16 protein-coding genes are annotated in these 16,645 nt (G+C 68.6%); 7 read left to right on the top strand and 9 right to left on the bottom strand.

From position 1 onward, the window contains the following. Positions 1 to 51 precede the first annotated feature (51 nt). The 6 genes from murJ (at position 52) to trxA (ending at position 7,285) form a co-directional block, all read left to right on the top strand. The gene (gene murJ / locus ACIQM4_RS11740; protein ID WP_401589455.1) at positions 52 to 2,199 is read left to right on the top strand and encodes a murein biosynthesis integral membrane protein MurJ; all 2,148 of its coding nucleotides are present in this window, start codon (positions 52 to 54) and stop codon (positions 2,197 to 2,199) included. A 120-nt stretch (positions 2,200 to 2,319) separates the two neighbouring features. Then, a complete protein-coding gene (locus ACIQM4_RS11735) occupies positions 2,320 to 4,062 on the top strand; it encodes a protein kinase family protein (protein WP_401589452.1) in 1,743 nt (580 codons plus the stop codon). Between the two features lie 30 nt (positions 4,063 to 4,092). Then, positions 4,093 to 4,797 carry an RNA polymerase sigma factor SigM gene (sigM, locus tag ACIQM4_RS11730; RefSeq protein WP_401589449.1) on the top strand — a complete coding sequence of 235 codons (705 nt, stop codon included), beginning with the start codon at positions 4,093 to 4,095 and terminating at the stop codon, positions 4,795 to 4,797. After that, positions 4,794 to 5,807: a hypothetical protein gene (locus ACIQM4_RS11725; protein ID WP_401589447.1), complete on the top strand. Its 1,014-nt coding sequence runs from the start codon at positions 4,794 to 4,796 to the stop codon at positions 5,805 to 5,807. The genes sigM and ACIQM4_RS11725 overlap by 4 nt, the downstream gene beginning before the upstream one ends. Before the next feature lie 125 nt (positions 5,808 to 5,932). After that, on the top strand, positions 5,933 to 6,907 hold the full coding sequence (gene trxB / locus ACIQM4_RS11720) for a thioredoxin-disulfide reductase (protein ID WP_401589444.1): 975 nt from the start codon (positions 5,933 to 5,935) through the stop codon (positions 6,905 to 6,907). A 42-nt stretch (positions 6,908 to 6,949) separates the two neighbouring features. Continuing rightward, the gene (gene trxA, locus ACIQM4_RS11715) at positions 6,950 to 7,285 is read left to right on the top strand and encodes a thioredoxin (RefSeq protein ID WP_401589442.1); all 336 of its coding nucleotides are present in this window, start codon (positions 6,950 to 6,952) and stop codon (positions 7,283 to 7,285) included. Between the two features lie 105 nt (positions 7,286 to 7,390). Here the strand turns inward: trxA and ACIQM4_RS11710 are convergent, their stop codons facing one another. The 9 genes from ACIQM4_RS11710 to rpmH all read right to left on the bottom strand — a co-directional run bounded on the left by ACIQM4_RS11710 (position 7,391) and on the right by rpmH (position 14,292). Continuing rightward, on the bottom strand, positions 7,391 to 8,008 hold the full coding sequence (locus tag ACIQM4_RS11710; protein ID WP_401589439.1) for a GNAT family N-acetyltransferase: 618 nt from the start codon (positions 8,006 to 8,008) through the stop codon (positions 7,391 to 7,393). A gap of 303 nt (positions 8,009 to 8,311) precedes the next feature. Next, positions 8,312 to 9,424: a ParB/RepB/Spo0J family partition protein gene (locus tag ACIQM4_RS11705; protein WP_401589437.1), complete on the bottom strand. Its 1,113-nt coding sequence runs from the start codon at positions 9,422 to 9,424 to the stop codon at positions 8,312 to 8,314. After that, entirely contained in the window at positions 9,421 to 10,497 is a 1,077-nt protein-coding gene (locus ACIQM4_RS11700) for a ParA family protein (protein ID WP_401589434.1), read from the bottom strand. The genes ACIQM4_RS11705 and ACIQM4_RS11700 overlap by 4 nt, the downstream gene beginning before the upstream one ends. Positions 10,498 to 10,766: 269 nt before the next feature. Then, complete coding sequence (gene rsmG, locus ACIQM4_RS11695; RefSeq protein ID WP_401589432.1) at positions 10,767 to 11,486, bottom strand: 16S rRNA (guanine(527)-N(7))-methyltransferase RsmG; 720 nt, start codon at positions 11,484 to 11,486, stop codon at positions 10,767 to 10,769. Positions 11,487 to 11,585: 99 nt separating this feature from the next. Beyond that, complete coding sequence (locus tag ACIQM4_RS11690) at positions 11,586 to 12,104, bottom strand: protein jag (RefSeq protein WP_401589430.1); 519 nt, start codon at positions 12,102 to 12,104, stop codon at positions 11,586 to 11,588. A gap of 14 nt (positions 12,105 to 12,118) precedes the next feature. Next, positions 12,119 to 13,375, bottom strand: a complete 1,257-nt coding sequence (gene yidC, locus ACIQM4_RS11685) for a membrane protein insertase YidC (protein ID WP_401589427.1) — start codon at positions 13,373 to 13,375, stop codon at positions 12,119 to 12,121. A 3-nt stretch (positions 13,376 to 13,378) separates the two neighbouring features. Beyond that, positions 13,379 to 13,738 (bottom strand): membrane protein insertion efficiency factor YidD, encoded by a 360-nt coding sequence (gene yidD / locus ACIQM4_RS11680; RefSeq protein ID WP_401589424.1) that lies wholly within the window; start codon positions 13,736 to 13,738, stop codon positions 13,379 to 13,381. Further along, on the bottom strand, positions 13,735 to 14,136 hold the full coding sequence (gene rnpA, locus ACIQM4_RS11675; protein WP_401589421.1) for a ribonuclease P protein component: 402 nt from the start codon (positions 14,134 to 14,136) through the stop codon (positions 13,735 to 13,737). The genes yidD and rnpA overlap by 4 nt, the downstream gene beginning before the upstream one ends. Positions 14,137 to 14,154: 18 nt before the next feature. Next, positions 14,155 to 14,292 carry a 50S ribosomal protein L34 gene (rpmH, locus tag ACIQM4_RS11670; RefSeq protein ID WP_015797593.1) on the bottom strand — a complete coding sequence of 46 codons (138 nt, stop codon included), beginning with the start codon at positions 14,290 to 14,292 and terminating at the stop codon, positions 14,155 to 14,157. Between the two features lie 394 nt (positions 14,293 to 14,686). Between rpmH and dnaA the strand changes: the two genes are divergently transcribed. Then, entirely contained in the window at positions 14,687 to 16,591 is a 1,905-nt protein-coding gene (gene dnaA / locus ACIQM4_RS11665) for a chromosomal replication initiator protein DnaA (RefSeq protein ID WP_401589418.1), read from the top strand. Positions 16,592 to 16,645 lie beyond the last annotated feature (54 nt).

Here is a 16,645-nt window from a genome sequence, read left to right as displayed (position 1 = left end):
CCGTTGAGCGATGTCGTGGCCGTCGGCCGGGGACGATGAGGTGGGGTTGCAATGAACGCGCCGTACGACGGTGACCGCGGGCAGCGCGCGGGCGGCGATGCCGCGGGCCACGCGCCCCCGCGGCAGGAGCCTCCGCCGCCCGCCCAGGAAGATCCTTATCTGCAGTCCGCCTATCAGCACGATCCTTACCGGGCGCAGGACATCTCCGCGCAGGACCCGGTGACCGAGGCGCTGTACGACCGTGCCTCGCACCCCCCGCCACCGCCCGGCACCTACCAGGAGACGCCGCCGCTCTACCAGCAGCCGGCCGCGCCGCCCCATGCCCCGGACCCGAGGGTGTGGGCCCAGACCCCGCCGCCCGAGCCCGACGGGCCCTCCCGCCACCTGCCGTACGGCGACGACGCCCGCACCGTGCAGTTCACCGGCGTCGACGACCTGGTGACCAGGGCCAGTGAGGACGACCGGCCGGAACAGGACGCGTTCGCGCACCTCTACCGCGACCAGCAGGTCCCGGGCATTCCCGCCCCCGCGGCCCCGGAACCCGCGGCTGCCCCCCCGCCGAAGAAGCCCGCCGGCCGCGCGGCAGGACTGATGCGGTCCAGTGCGGTGATGGCCGCGGGCACCATGGTCTCCCGCCTCACCGGCTTCATCCGCTCCGCCCTGATCATCGCGGCGCTCGGCGCCGGCCTGCTCGGCGACACCTTCCAGGTCGCGTACCAGCTGCCGACGATGATCTACATCCTGACCGTCGGCGGCGGCCTCAACTCCGTCTTCGTACCGCAGCTGGTACGCGCCATGAAGGACGACGCGGACGGCGGCGAGGCCTACGCCAACCGCCTGCTGACCCTCGTCACCGTGGCCCTCGGCGCTCTCACCGCCCTCGCGATGGTCTTCGCACCCCTCCTGGTGCGCTTCCTGTCGGTGCAGATCTCCCAGGACGCGGCAGCCAACGACGTCGCCGTCACCCTGCTGCGCTACTTCCTTCCCACGATCTTCTTCATGGGCGTCCACGTGGTGATGGGACAGATCCTCAACACGCGCGGAAAGTTCGGCGCGATGATGTGGACACCGGTCCTCAACAACATCGTCATCATCAGCACGCTCGGCATGTTCATCTGGGTGTACGGCACCTCGGCGAACTCCGGAATGAAGGTGACGAGCATCCCGCCGGCGGGCGAGCGCCTGCTGGGCATCGGTGTCCTGCTCGGCCTCGTCGTCCAGTCCCTCGCGATGATCCCGTACCTGCGCGAGACCGGCTTCAAGCTGCGTCCCCGCTTCGACTGGAAGGGGCAGGGCCTCGGCAAAGCGGCCAAGCTCGCCAAGTGGACGATCCTGTTCGTCCTCGCCAACCAAGCCGGCGCCATCGTCGTCATCCAGTTGGCCACCGCCGCCGTCGGCAAGAACGGCAACGGCATCGGCTTCGCCGCCTACGCCAACGCCCAGCTCATCTGGGGACTGCCGCAGGCCATCATCACCGTCTCCCTGATGGCCGCGCTGCTGCCCAGGCTGTCCCGTTCGGCGAACGAGGGCGACGCGGGCGCGGTCCGCGACGACATCTCGCAGGGTCTGCGCACCACCGCCGTCGCCATCGTCCCGATCGCCTTCGCCTTCCTCGCGCTGGGCGTACCGATCTGCACACTGATCTTCGGCTCCTCGGGGATCGCCCCGGCCACGAACATGGGTTACATGCTGATGGCCTTCGGCCTCGGCCTGATCCCGTACTCCGTGCAGTACGTCGTCCTGCGCGCCTTCTACGCGTACGAGGACACCCGCACCCCCTTCTACAACACGGTCATCGTGGCAGTGGTGAACGCCGGGGCCTCCGCGCTCTGCTACCTCCTGCTGCCGGACCGCTGGGCCGTCACCGGTATGGCCGCGTCCTACGGACTCGCCTACGCGATCGGTGTGGGCATCGCCTGGCAGCGGCTGCGCAGGCGGCTCGGCGGCGATCTGGACGGGGCGAACGTCCTGCGTACGTACGCACGCCTGGCGATCGCCTCGGTTCCGGCAGCCATGCTTGCCGGTGCGGCGGGGTATGCGCTCTCGCAAGCCCTCGGCCAGGGCGTTCTCGGTTCTCTCGCCGCTCTGATCGTGGGCGGGGCAGTCCTCCTCGGCGTCTTCTTCGTGGCCGCGAGAAAGATGCACATCGCGGAGCTGAACGCTCTGGTCGGTATGGTCCGCGGACGGCTCGGCCGCTGAGGAACGTACACGTCCGCACAACCATCGCCCGCCGTCGTGTGTCGTGCACAGCAGCGGACTGTGGGCACAATTGGCAAAGCTGCTCAGCAGCGCGCAACGGATGGGGAGGCAGGAACGACGGTGGCGGAACGTAGCACGGCTGCCGTCGACGTGGCCGACAACAGCGGTGACGGCCCTTCTCCCGCCTCCGGCGGAAGGGCATCGTCTGCCGCTGGTGCGGACAGGGCCACGGCCGACGGGGTGGCGGAAGGCCAGGGCACATCGGAGATGAGCACACAGAACGAGGCGGGCCAGAAGAAGGGCACCGAGACCCCGATCGTCGCGCCCGAGCTGCACAGCGGCCACAAGCTGGCCAGACGGTACCGGCTCGAGGAGTGCGTCACCCGCCTGGACGGGTTCAGCAGCTGGCGCGCGGTGGACGAGAAACTGCGGCGGGCCGTCGGCGTCCACCTGCTGCCCGCGGACCACGCACGGGCCAGGTCCGTGCTCGCCGCGGCCCGCTCCTCGGCACTGCTCGGCGACCCCCGCTTCGTACAGGTACTGGACGCGGTCGAGGAGAACGACCTCGTCTACGTCGTCCACGAGTGGCTGCCCGACGCCACCGAGCTGACCGCCGTGCTCGCCACCGGACCGTTGGAGCCGCACGACGCGTACCAGCTCGTCAGCCAGGTGTCGCAGGCCATGGCAGCCGCGCACCGGGAGGGCCTGTCCCACCTGCGGCTCACCCCGAGCGCCGTGCTCCGCACCTCCACCGGCCAGTACCGGATCCGCGGCCTCGCGGTGAACGCGGCCCTGCGCGGCATCACGGCCGAGCGCCCCCAGCTCACCGACACCGAGGCGGTCGGGGCGCTGCTGTACGCGTCGCTGACACAGCGCTGGCCGTACGAGAGCGACGCCTACGGTCTCACCGGCCTACCCAAGGGCATCGGGCTGATCGCCCCGGACCAGGTACGAGCCGGCGTCCACCGAGGGCTCTCGGAACTCGCCATGCGGGCCCTGGCCAACGACGGGGCCACCGCCTCCCGCCAGGAGCCGCCCTGCACGACGCCCGACGAGCTCGCCAAGGCCGTCGCGGCAATGCCCCGCGTCCGTCCGCCGGAGCCCACGTTCACCACCCCGCCCGACTATCAGCGCACCACGTACCAGCAGGGTGCGTACGGGCGCCAGCAACCGCGGCCCGTCGCCGCCCCCCAGCCGGTGCCGACTCCGCCGAGGCCCTTGCAGAGCCGCACCGGCCGGGTCCTCAAGTGGGGGGTGGCCTCGCTCCTCATCGCCGCTCTCGGCCTGGGCAGCTGGCAGCTCGCCGACACCCTGCTGGACCGCAAGAGCGCGGACGAGCCCGTCACCACCGACACCACGATCAACAACGGCAGCGACGAGAAGCCCAGGCCGAACGGTCCGCTCGCGGTCAAGGACGCCCAGGAGTACTACCCGGACGGCAAGCCGCAGCACGCCTCCGACGTCGGCAAGACGTACGACGGTGACAGCTCGACGTACTGGCGGACGAAATCCTTCAAGGGCGGGCCGGTGCTCGCCCCCTTCAAGCAGGGTGTCGGCATCGTCTACGACCTCGGCGCCCCCAAGGACGTCTCGGCGGCCTCGATACAGCTCAGCTACAGCGGCAGCAAGACCGCGATCTCCCTGTACGCCGCCGGTTCCATGTCGTCATCGGCCTCGCTGGACTCGATGAAGAAGATCGCTTCCACCGAGACCGACGGCACCACCGCCGATCTGCGGGCAGAGTCTCCGGTGAAGTCCCGGTACGTGCTCGTGTGGATCACCGCGATGCCGTCGGCGCCCGGCGATGAGTACAGCGACCCCGGGTACAAGCAGGCCATAACCGATGTGAAGTTCACCGGCTGACTCAGCCGCCAGGGGAGAGGGGGCTCACCGTTGGACGAAGTCACACTGCGCGATGCCGACGACCAGGATCTCCTGGCCCGGCACGTCAAGGGGGACCCGGACGCCTTCGGGGAGCTCGTCCGCCGGCACCGCGACCGGCTGTGGGCGGTCGCCCTTCGCACCCTGGGCGACCGCGAGGAGGCGGCCGACGCCGTCCAGGACGCCCTGGTCTCCGCCTTCCGGGCCGCCCACACCTTTCGCGGACAGTCCGCCGTCACCACCTGGCTGCACCGAATAACGGTCAACGCCTGCCTCGACCGGGTCCGGAAGGCCGCTTCCCGCAAGACCTCGCCCGTGGACGACACCGAGCGCCTGGAGCAGCTCCTGGAACCCCACGAGTCCGCCGAGGCCCCCGCCGAACGCCAGGACCTGCACCGTGAACTCCTCGCCGCACTGCGCACCCTCCCCGCCGAACAGCGCGCAGCCCTGATCCTGGTGGACATGCAGGCGTACCCGGTCGCGGAGGCCGCCCGGGTCCTCGACGTGCCGGCGGGGACGGTGAAAAGCCGCTGCGCACGCGGCCGGGCGAGACTCCTTCCCCTCCTCACTCATCTGCGTACCGGCGCCGGGGGTAACGACGACTCCGGAGGGGGAAGGAACCGGAGGCCGGGGACATCCGTCCCACCGGCAACCGAACCAAAAGACGCAGGGCCGAACGGTCCTGCCGCTGTGAAGGGCGGAGGTGGGCGCGCGTGACCTCCATGACCGGCACGGCTCAGCACCCGGATGTCGCGGAGATCGCCGACCTCGCGGAGGGACTGCTGTCGCCGTCCCGCACCGAGGACGTACGGCAGCACGTCGACGGCTGCGCACTCTGCGCCGACGTGCAGCGCTCCCTGGAAGAGATCCGGGGGCTGCTCGGCACCCTGCCCGGTCCACAGCGAATGCCCGCCGACATCGCGGGGCGTATCGACGCGGCCCTGGCGGCCGAAGCCCTGCTGGACTCCACGGCCCCTGACTCCGCGACCGACTCGGCGGCCCCCGCTTCCGCAGCGTCCGCCGCCGAGGCGCCCGGCTCCTCGGCAGTCGCCGGCACAGCTCACGGCGACGGCCGACGGGCTCACGGGGCCGACGAACCTGCCGATGTTTCACGTGAAACATCGTCTGCGCCCTCGCGGCGCCGATCCGTGGAACGTCCTGCTGCCCCACAGCGGGCCGGCCGCGCCCCCGCCACGACCGGGCCCGGACGCCCCGGTTCGCGCAAGCCCCGCCGCCGTGCCGTGTGGAGCGCCGTCCTGGGCGTCGCAACGCTCGGCCTCGCCGTTCTGCTTGTCCAGTCGTTCCAGTCGTTCCGGTCCGCACCGCACCACTCCGGCAAGGACGCCGCGTCCGCCGCACAGATCCAGCAGTTCTCCGGTGCGCCGCTCCAGAACCACGTCCAGAACCTGCTCGGCGCGACGCGCCACGAAAGCCTGCGCACCCCCAAGGACAAGAACGCTCCGTCGGTCGACATACAGGAAAGCCCCAACTCCACGAAGCAGGCTCTCGGCGTCCCCTCCTGCATCCAGAGGGGCACCGGCCGCCCCGACACACCGCTGGGCACCGAGCAGGGCATGTACGAAGGGAAGCAGGCCTTTCTCGTACTGCTGCCGCACCCCTCGGACAGCACGATGGTGCAGGCGTACGTCATCGACGCCGCGTGCGTGGACGCCACCCCTGCGGGCAAGGGCGAGCTGCTGCTGACACACGCCTACCCGCGTCACTGACCCACGCGCCAACGTGCCCGTCCGTCTCGGGAATGCCAGGCCCGTAGTATCCGTTGGGTGGGGTGGAAGGTTCAGACCGGGCCCCGGTTGGCAGTAGGCAGTCTGCAGAGACGAGGAAGAAACCCGTGAGCGACGTCCGTAATGTGATCATCATTGGCTCCGGGCCGGCCGGTTACACCGCCGCGCTGTACACCGCGCGCGCCTCACTGAAGCCGCTGGTGTTCGAAGGTGCCGTCACCGCAGGCGGCGCGCTGATGAACACCACCGAAGTCGAGAACTTCCCCGGCTTCCGCGACGGCATCATGGGCCCGGACCTGATGGACAGCATGCGCGCCCAGGCCGAGCGGTTCGGTGCCGAGCTCATTCCCGACGACATCGTCTCGGTCGACCTCACCGGCGACATCAAGACGGTCACCGACACCGCCGGCACCGTGCACCGCGCCAAGGCTGTGATCATCTCCACCGGTTCCCAGCACCGTAAGCTCGGCCTCCCCAAGGAGGACGCCTTCTCCGGACGCGGTGTCTCCTGGTGCGCCACCTGCGACGGCTTCTTCTTCAAGGACCACGACATCGCCGTGGTGGGCGGCGGCGACACCGCGATGGAAGAGGCCACGTTCCTCTCCCGCTTCGCCAGGTCCGTCACCATCGTCCACCGTCGCGACACCCTGCGTGCCTCCAAGGCGATGCAGGAACGCGCCTTCGCCGACCCGAAGATCAAGTTCGCCTGGGACAGCGAGACCGCGTCCCTCGAGGGCGACCAGAAGCTCTCCGGCCTGACCCTGCGCAGCACCAAGACCGGCGAGAGCGCCCCGCTCGACGTGACCGGCCTGTTCATCGCCGTCGGCCACGACCCTCGCAGCGAGCTGTTCAAGGGCCAGGTCGAACTGGACGACGAGGGTTACGTGAAGGTCGAAGCCCCTTCGACCCGCACCAACCTGGCCGGTGTCTTCGCCGCGGGCGATGTCGTCGACCACACTTACCGGCAGGCCATCACTGCTGCCGGCACCGGGTGCTCCGCCGCGCTCGACGCCGAGCGCTATCTCGCTGCGCTCGCCGACACCGAGAAGGTGCCCGAGCCGGAGAAGACCCCCGCAGCCTGACCCCTCCCCACCCCACACCCCAGAGAAGTGAAGGAGGCCGCCGTGGCCGGCGACCTGAAGAACGTGACCGACGACTCCTTCGACGAGATCGTCCTCAAGAGCGACAAGCCCGTGCTCGTCGACTTCTGGGCCGCCTGGTGCGGTCCGTGCCGCCAGATCGCGCCGTCCCTCGTAGCCATCGCGGCCGAGCACGGTGACAAGATCGAGGTCGTCAAGCTCAACATCGACGAGAACCCGGCCACCGCTGCCAAGTACGGCGTCATGTCCATCCCGACGCTGAACGTCTACCAGAACGGCGAGGTGGCCAAGACGATCGTCGGCGCCAAGCCGAAGGCCGCGATCGTCCGCGACCTGGATCCCTTCATCGGCGAGCAGTAGTCGCCGCTGTTGTTTCACGTGAAACAGTGAGGGCCCATCCCGTACGGGATGGGCCCTCACTGTTTGCACCGCTCCGGCCTGAGCCGACTGCGGCGCTACCACCGGCTACAACGGCCGGAGCACAGGATCCTTCTGGACCACGCCGAGTAGCTTGTCCAGCGCCATCTCCACGTCTTCCTTCCAGGACAGCGCCGTACGCAGCTCAAGCCTCATCCGGGGGTGCCTCGGATGCGGTCGCACCGTCTTGAATCCCACCGACAGCAAGTGATCCGCCGGCAGCAGACAGCCCGGCTCCTTCCATCGGGCGTCACCGAACGCCTCGATCGCCTTGAAGCCCCGCCCGAGAAGATCCTTGGCCACGGTCTGCACCATCACCCGGCCAAGCCCCTGCCCCTGATACCCGGGCACGATCAGAGCCGTCATCAGTTGCACTGCATCCGGGGACACCGGACTCGTGGGGAAGGCCGTCGCCCGCGCCACGTAGGCCGGCGGCGCGTACATCACGAAGCCCACCGGGACGTCGTCCACATAGACCACCCTGCCGCAGGAACCCCACTCCAGCAGGACGGCCGAAATCCATGACTCCTTCTCCCGCGCTGCACTGCCCGCCTCTACCGCTGCCTTCCCGCGGACGGGATCGAGTTCCCAGAAGACACAGCCGCGGCACCTGTGGGGAAGATCCGCAAGGTTGTCCAGCGTGAGCGGTACGAGCCGACGCCCCATGAAGGCAGTTCCCCACTTTCCTCGCCTGCCGCACCACGAGCAGCGCTCAGTGCGCTCCGTTCCCGGATCAGACTGCCGACGAACCCGCCGACAGCCCCCAGCCCCAGCCCCGCAGTCACCAGTTGGCCCCGGCTCACCGTTCGCATGGCTCCGCCCTCCCTGAGGTGGATCACAGTGGATGCGCCGTACCAGGAAGCATCGTATCCACCGGTCATGGGGACGGGTACCGACCACAGGCAAAGGGCGGGGGTGTTCCGGCCACTGCCCGAACACCCCCGCCCCGCACCACAGTTCGTGGAGGCCTCAGCTCTCCGCGTCCTGGTCTTCCTGCTCGGCCAGGCTCTTCTCCAGAACCCGTCCCTCGCCGGGGGCAAGGGTGCCCAGGATCCGCTCCAGGTCCTCCACCGACGCGAACTCCACGGTGATCTTCCCGCGCTTCTTGCCGAGGTCGACCTTCACCCGCGTCTCGAAGCGGTCGGAGAGCCGCGTGGCAAGATCCGACAGAGCGGGGGCCATCAGGGTGCCCGCCCTCGGCCCCTTCGGCTTCGTCTCGCTCTTCGGCTTGGAGTTCATCAGCTTGACGACCTCCTCGGTGGTACGCACCGAGAGTCCCTCTGCCACGATGCGCTTGGCGAGGACGTCCTGCTCCTCCGACGCATCGAGCATCAACAGGGCGCGTGCGTGTCCGGCCGACAGCACACCGGCCGCCACCCGCTTCTGCACCGGCGCCGAAAGCCGCAGCAGACGCAGTGTGTTCGAGACCTGCGGACGTGAACGCCCGATCCGGTCCGCCAACTGGTCATGCGTGCAGTCGAAGTCCTTCAGCAACTGGTCGTACGCGGCGGCCTCTTCGAGCGGGTTGAGCTGAGCCCGGTGCAGGTTCTCCAGCAGTGCGTCGAGAAGGAGCTTCTCGTCGTCGGTGGCGCGGACGATGGCGGGGATCCGCTCCAGCCCGGCCTCCTTGCACGCCCGCCAGCGACGCTCACCCATGATGAGCTCGTAGCGGTCGGCACTCGTCTGCCTCACCACGACGGGCTGGAGAAGGCCCACCTCCTTGATGGAGGTGACCAGCTCGGCGAGGGCGTCGGTGTCGAAGACCTCGCGCGGCTGCCGCGGGTTGGGATTGACGGACCGGATCGGTACCTCGGCGAAGTAGGCCCCCGCGGGTGCCTCCAAGAGCTCCGTCGTAGCGTGTTCGGGCTCTCGCTCCTGCGCCGGGATCGATGTTTCACGTGAAACATCGCCCGAGGGCAGTGCGGTCACCTTCGCCGCGGCCACCCCTCGCTCCGCCGTCAGCACCGGCGCGGACGCCTGCGGCGCCGGCGCGGACTCGGCAGTTGGGGCCTGCCTCTCCTGCGGTCCCTGCGGGAACAGCGCGCCGAGCCCGCGTCCCAGTCCTCTAGGTCGATTGCTCATTGAACACCCTCCGCCATGCTGTGCTGGTTGTTCTGGTCGACAGCATGGGCGTGCTGCGCCTCGTAGAAGACACCGGCTCCTCGCAGCGCGATCTCCCGCGCCGCTTCGAGATACGAGAGCGAGCCGCTGGAGCCCGGGTCGTAGGTGAGCACGGTCTGCCCATAGCTGGGAGCCTCCGAGATCCGGACGGACCTCGGGATACTGGTCTTGAGGACTTCCTTGGCGAAGTGACTGCGTACTTCCTCCGCCACCTGCGAGGCGAGCCGCGTCCTGCCGTCGTACATGGTCAGCAGGATCGTCGAGACGTGCAGTTCGGGGTTGAGATGCCCGCGCACCAGCTCCACGTTCCGCAGCAACTGACCGAGACCTTCCAGCGCGTAGTACTCGCACTGGATGGGGATCAGCACTTCCTCGCCGGCGACCATCGCGTTCACGGTCAGCAGGCCCAGGGACGGCGGGCAGTCGATGAGGACGTAGTCCAACGGCTGCTCGTACGCCTGAATGGCACGCTGGAGTCTGCTCTCCCGCGCCACCAGGGACACCAACTCGATCTCCGCACCGGCGAGATCAATGGTGGCCGGGGCACAGAAAAGCCCCTCGACGTCCCGGACGGGCTGGACCACGTCCGACAGCGGCTTGCTGTCGATCAGAACGTCGTAGATCGAGGGAACTTCGGAGTGATGGTCGATTCCCAGCGCCGTTGAGGCGTTTCCCTGCGGATCGAGGTCGATCACCATGACCCGCGCGCCGTGCAGGGCGAGCGAGGCAGCGAGGTTGACCGTCGTCGTGGTCTTCCCCACGCCACCCTTCTGGTTGGCGACCACCATCACACGTGTCTGCTCAGGCCTGGGCAGCCCCTCGCCGGCACGGCCGAGAGCGTCTACCGCCAGTTGGGCAGCACGTCCAATGGGAGTGTCGTCCGGCAGGGGCGATGTTTCACGTGAAACATCGTCCCCCGCCGCTTCTGAACGGGGGCCGGGGACCGGATCGGTCATCGGTCCCGCGATGTTGGCGTCGGACCGCAAGGATTCACCCTCCTCGACTTCAGGCTCGTAATGCTCAGAGCCTGTCACGCTTTGGGGGTCGTGAACCAGTGAGGTCCGCTCTCCTGTGGAAGAACGCCCCTTTGTGGACAACCCCATGACCCTTTCGGGTTTCGTTTCGTGCGGAGTGGCAGCCGCACGACCCCGGCTGATGATTCCTTGCAGCAGCGAGCGACGTTTCACGTGAAACACGATGCACGGACGGGCTCACCAGGAGAGACCGACACTCCGCGCCGTCGGCGTACCGCGCCATGTATGGAGCATCACCGGGGCGCGGGCCTTCAGCAGGGCGCGGGCGTTCAGCGGCGCCGCCGCGTCCTGCCCGTCCGCGCGGCCTTGGCCCGCTTCGCGGCGAACCGCACTCCGCCCGGACTCTCCCCGACCTCGACACGCACCACCGTGGAGAGCGGATCCACGACTCCCTCGCCGACCTGGAGCACTTCGGTCCGCACCACACCGAGCTTGCTGAGCGCGGCGCGCGCGCCCTTGAGCTCCTCCTCCGCGGTGTCGCCCTTGAGCGCGAGCATCTCGCCGTACGACCGCAGCAGGGGCACGCCCCAGCCGGCCAGCCGGTCCAGCGGAGCCACCGCACGCGCGGTCACCACGTGCACGGGATCGACCTTCCCCATCACTTCCTCGGCCCGCCCCCGCACGACCGTGACATGGTCGAGGCCCAGCAGCTCGACGACCTCCTGGAGGAAGTTCGTACGCCGCAGCAGCGGCTCCAGGAGAGTGATCTTCAGGTCAGGCCGTGCCAGGGCCAGCGGAATGCCGGGGAGCCCGGCGCCGGAGCCGACGTCGCACACGGTGATGTTCTCCGGCACGACCTCCGAGAGCACCGCACAGTTGAGCAGATGCCTCTCCCACAGACGCGGCACCTCGCGCGGGCCGATCAGCCCCCGTTCGACCCCCGCGTCCGCGAGCAGCTCCGCGTACCGGACGGCTCCCGGGAAGAACTCACCGAATACCGCCTTGGCTACTTCCGGGGCCTGGGGAAGCTCCGCTGCTGCCTCCGTCACGGGGACCGTCCTTCCGTACCGCACTGTGGTGGCTGACTATCAGGCTGACAAAATTCGGCCCCGCCTGCGAACAGACGGGGCCGAAGGGCAATGATCCGGTCAGGCGGGGAGCACGACGACGAAGCGCTGGGGCTCCTCGCCCTCGGACTCGCTGCGCAGGCCCGCCGCGGCAACGGCGTCGTGCACGACCTTGCGCTCGAACGGCGTCATCGGGTCGAGCTTCACCGGGGCACCGGAGGTCTTGGCCTCGTCCGCCGCCTTGGCGCCGATCTCCGCGAGTTCCTCGCGCTTCCTGGCCCGGAAGCCCGCGATGTCCAGCATCAGTCGGCTGCGGTCACCGGTCTCACGGTGCACCGCAAGGCGGGTGAGCTCCTGAAGCGCTTCCAGCACCTCGCCGTCGCGGCCCACGAGCTTCTGCAGGTCACGGCCGCTTGAGTCACTGATGATCGAGACAGCGGCCCGGTCGGCCTCGACGTCCATGTCGATGTCGCCGTCGAGGTCGGCGATGTCGAGCAGACCCTCGAGGTAGTCGGCTGCGATCTCGCCCTCCTGCTCCAGGCGCGACAAGGTGTCGGTGCCCTCGGCAGGCGCGGAGGAAGTGGTGGTGCCGTCCGTCACGGGAGGACTCCTTCTTACTTCTTGGACGGGTGCTTGGGCCGCTGCGGGCCCTTGCGCTGCCCGGACTTGGCTTGGGAACGGGCGGGCTTGCCGGCCGCTGAGGGCCTGGCGTCCTGCGGTGCGTCCTTCTTCTCCAAGGAGGTCTTGGAGTCGGAGTCCTCGGTGGCCTTGTCCGCCGTGCCCTGCTGGGGTGCGGCCGTCTGGCGCTTGGCCTTGGTCTGGCGCTTGGGCTGCTGGCGCCTGGCGACGGACGCGCCGCCCTCGGCCTCCGCGAGCGCGCTGGTGCTCTTGGAGACCGTGCCGTCCGCCTCAGCCACGAATCCGGCCTTGGCCAGACCGGTGATGAACTTGCGCTCGACGTCGTTGCGGTCCGTGCCCTTGGCGACGATCACCTTGACGACGTTGCGCTTGCGCTTCGCCTTGACCTCGCCCGACTCCACCGTGCTCTTCAGCAGTCGCTGCAGGTAAGAGTCCTGGGCCTTGCTGCCAGGCGTCGGGTTCTGGTTGATGACGTACATCTGCTGGCCCATGGTCCACACGTTGGTGGTCAGCCAGTAGACGAGAACACCGACGGGGAAGTTGATGCCCATCACCATGAACATCACGGGGAAGATGTACATCATCATCTTCTGCTGCTGCATGAACGGCGTCTTGACCGTGAGGTCGACGTTCTTCGTCATGAGCTGGCGCTGCGTGTAGAACTGCGACGCCGACATCATCACAATCATGACCGCGGTGACGATCTTGACCGAGGTGGCCGAGGCTCCGAGGCTCTCGATCTTGGCGGCGCCGTCCGTGAACTTGGCGGCAAGCGGGGCACCGAAGATGTGCGCCAGGCGGGCGCTCTCCAGCAGCGAGTCGTTGATGACGCCGATCTTCTTGCCGTCGGCGATGGCCGAGAGCACGTGGTACAGGGCGAAGAAGAACGGCGACTGCGCCAGGATGGGAAGGCACGAGGAGAGCGGGTTGGTACCCGTCTCCTTGTACAGCTTCATCATCTCTTCGGACTGACGCTGCTTGTCGCTCTTGTAGCGCTCCTGAATCGCCTTCATCTTCGGCTGGAGCACCTGCATGTTCCGCGTCGACTTGATCTGCTTCACGAAGAGCGGGATCAGGCAGATACGGATCAGAACCACGAGGGACACGATGGACAGGCCCCAGGCCCAGCCCGTGTCCGGGCCGAAGATGGCCCCGTACACCTTGTGGAACTGGACGATGACCCAGGAAACAGGCCAGGTGATGAAGCTGAACAGACTGGCAATCGTGTCCACTAATCAGGCTCCTTGAGCATTGGGCGAGGTCTCTGCGGCCGGGCTCGGGGTATCGGGGGCCGATCCCTGAGAAGACACGCCAACGGCGGACTTCTCGCCCTTGCTACCGCGCCACGCGTCGCGCAGCGCTTCGTGCCACCGTCGTCGGGTGCGTGGCGGAACATGGTCCACACCACCGGGCGACCACGGGTTGCACCGCAGGATGCGCCAGGCGGTGAGCGCAGTGCCCTTCACCGCACCGTGCCGGTCGATGGCCGTGAATCCGTAGTGGGAACACGACGGGTAGTACCTGCAGACCGGCCCGAGCATGGGGCTGATGGTCCACTGGTACAGCTTGATGAGCGCCAGCAGCGGGTATTTCATCGCGTGCCTCTCCCCTGACCTTCGGTATGGGGAGCCCCGCCCAGCAGCCGCTGCAGAGCGGCGTCCAGGTCTCGGGCCAGCTGTGCGTGGGAGGCGTCACCCGCTCCGGGCAGCGCCCGTACAACCACCAGGCTACCGGGGGGCAGCTCGGCGATCCTTTCGCGCATGAGGTGGCGCAGTCTCCGCTTCACCGCATTGCGTACGACAGCGACGCCGACGGCCTTGCTCACGACGAAACCCGCACGCGTCGGGGGAGAGCTCTCCCCTGGCGCGTGCGGGTCCGTTGCACCGCTACTGCGTAGGTGGACGACAAGAAGCGGGCGGCCTGCGCGGCGCCCTCGTCGTACCGCGGTCGCGAAGTCCTCGCGCCGCCTCAGCCGATTCTCGGTAGGCAGCACGTCATGATCCGAACGGGATCAGGCGGACAGTTCGCTGCGGCCCTTGGCACGGCGGTTCGCCAGGATGGCGCGGCCGGCGCGGGTACGCATGCGCAGACGGAAGCCGTGGGTCTTGGCACGACGACGGTTGTTCGGCTGGAAGGTGCGCTTGCTCACTCGGGGGCTCCAGAAATGAATCGGGGGTGGCGGGACATCGCCTGGCTGTCACCGTGCGCCCACGAGGAAGCTCGCAACGCTCTCAGTGCACCGCTTCACGATCATTGACCATGATCTTTGCCCATCGGAGGCAGGCGGCAGCAGCCATCGACAACTCGACCTGGTTACGGTACGCGCGGCTACGCCATTCGGTCAAACCGGCGCCTCCCGAGGCCGCACTGTGCACAGCCTGTGGACAACAACTTGAACCGTGTGAGCTGCCACGACTACCGTGGCCGAACCAGGATTCAGGCTTTCGTAAGCATGCAGTCGTTCTGCAGGTGCCTGCCGGCCTGTCCTTCCCGTCCCGTCCCGAGAACCACACCTTCGTGGGACCTGTGAGAGAGCGTGCCCTGTGGCTGACGTACCTGCCGATCTTGCCGCAGTGTGGCCACGCGTGCTGGAGCACCTGCTCGGCGAGGGCCAGCAGGGGTTCGAGGCCAAGGACAGACAGTGGATCGAGCGCTGCCAGCCCCTCGCACTGGTCGCGGACACCGCCCTCCTCGCCGTGCCGAACGAGTACAGCAAGCAGGTCCTGGAGGGCCGACTGGCCCCGCTCGTCAGCGAGGCACTGAGCCACGAGTGCGGCCGTCCGATCCGTATCGCGATCACGGTGGACGACTCCGTCGGGGAGTCCCCCGCACCCCAGCCCATGCGGCAGCAGCAGTCCCCGTACCAGCCACAGCAGCAGTCCCCGCAGCACGACGAGCCTCTCCAGCGCGACCCCCGGGACAACCGGGACGGACGTGACCCGCGTGACACCCGCGACGGACACGACGGACGCGACAGCAGGGACGGCCGCGACAGCCGGGACACGCGCGACAGCCGGGATACCCGGGACAGCTACGACTCCTACGGGCGGCGCCAGCAGGACGACGGGCTGCCCACCGCCCGCCCCGCCTACCCCGAGTACCGCCAGGAGTCGCGTCCCGCGCCAGGCACCTGGCCCGGCGAGCAGCAGGACGACCACGGCGGCTGGCAGCAGCCCCGGCTGGGCGGCTTCCAGGACCGCGACCCCTACTCCCGTCCGCCGCAGCACGACTACCGCTCCCAGCTGCCCGACCGGCAGACGTACGACCAGCAGTCGTACGAGCAGCAGCGTCAGGACCGCTCCGACCGCCAGGACCAGGGCCCGCGCCACGGCCGCAACCCGAACCTGCCCGTGGCCGGCGGAGCGCCGGGGCCGCTCGCCGCGCAGCCCGCGCCCGCGCCGGGTCCGGGTGAGCCGCAGGCACGGCTGAATCCGAAGTACCTCTTCGACACCTTCGTCATCGGCTCGTCGAACCGGTTCGCGCACGCGGCCGCCGTCGCCGTCGCCGAGGCCCCCGCGAAGGCGTACAACCCTCTGTTCATCTACGGGGAGTCCGGGCTCGGCAAGACACACCTGCTGCACGCGATCGGTCACTACGCGCGCAGCCTCTATCCCGGCACCCGGGTGCGGTACGTGAGCTCGGAGGAGTTCACCAACGAGTTCATCAACTCCATCCGCGACGGCAAGGGCGACGCCTTCCGCAAGCGCTACCGCGACGTGGACATCCTGCTCGTCGACGACATTCAGTTCCTGGCGAGCAAGGAGTCGACGCAGGAGGAGTTCTTCCACACCTTCAACACGCTGCACAACGCGAACAAGCAGATCGTGCTCTCCTCCGACCGGCCGCCCAAGCAGCTGGTCACGCTGGAGGACCGGCTCCGCAACCGCTTCGAGTGGGGCCTGACCACCGACGTGCAGCCGCCGGAGCTGGAGACGCGGATCGCGATCCTCCGCAAGAAGGCCGTGCAGGAGCAGCTCAACGCCCCCCCGGAGGTGCTGGAGTTCATCGCCTCCCGCATCTCGCGCAACATCCGCGAGCTGGAGGGGGCACTGATCCGGGTCACGGCCTTCGCGAGCCTGAACCGTCAGCCGGTGGACCTCGGTCTCACCGAGCAGGTGCTGAAGGACCTGATCCCCGGTGGTGAGGACGCCTCGCCGGAGATCACCGCGCCGGCCATCATGTCGGCGACCGCGGACTACTTCGGTCTGACGGTGGACGACCTGTGCGGATCCTCGCGCAGCCGCGTGCTGGTGACGGCCCGGCAGATCGCGATGTACCTGTGCCGCGAACTCACGGACCTCTCGCTGCCGAAGATCGGCGCGCAGTTCGGCGGCCGCGACCACACGACGGTGATGCACGCGGACCGTAAGATCCGCGCCCTGATGGCGGAACGCCGCTCCATCTACAACCAGGTCACCGAGCTCACCAACCGCATCAAGAACGGCTGACGAAGCCGGATCCACGTCTGTGAGGGCGCCGGGAGAAGCATTCTCCCGGCGCCC

It is taken from the genome of Streptomyces sp. NPDC091272 (assembly GCF_044757485.1).
Classification (GTDB): domain Bacteria; phylum Actinomycetota; class Actinomycetes; order Streptomycetales; family Streptomycetaceae; genus Streptomyces.
The sequence above is the reverse complement of the archived record's forward strand: the minus strand, read 5'-3'. Positions and strand labels throughout refer to the sequence as shown.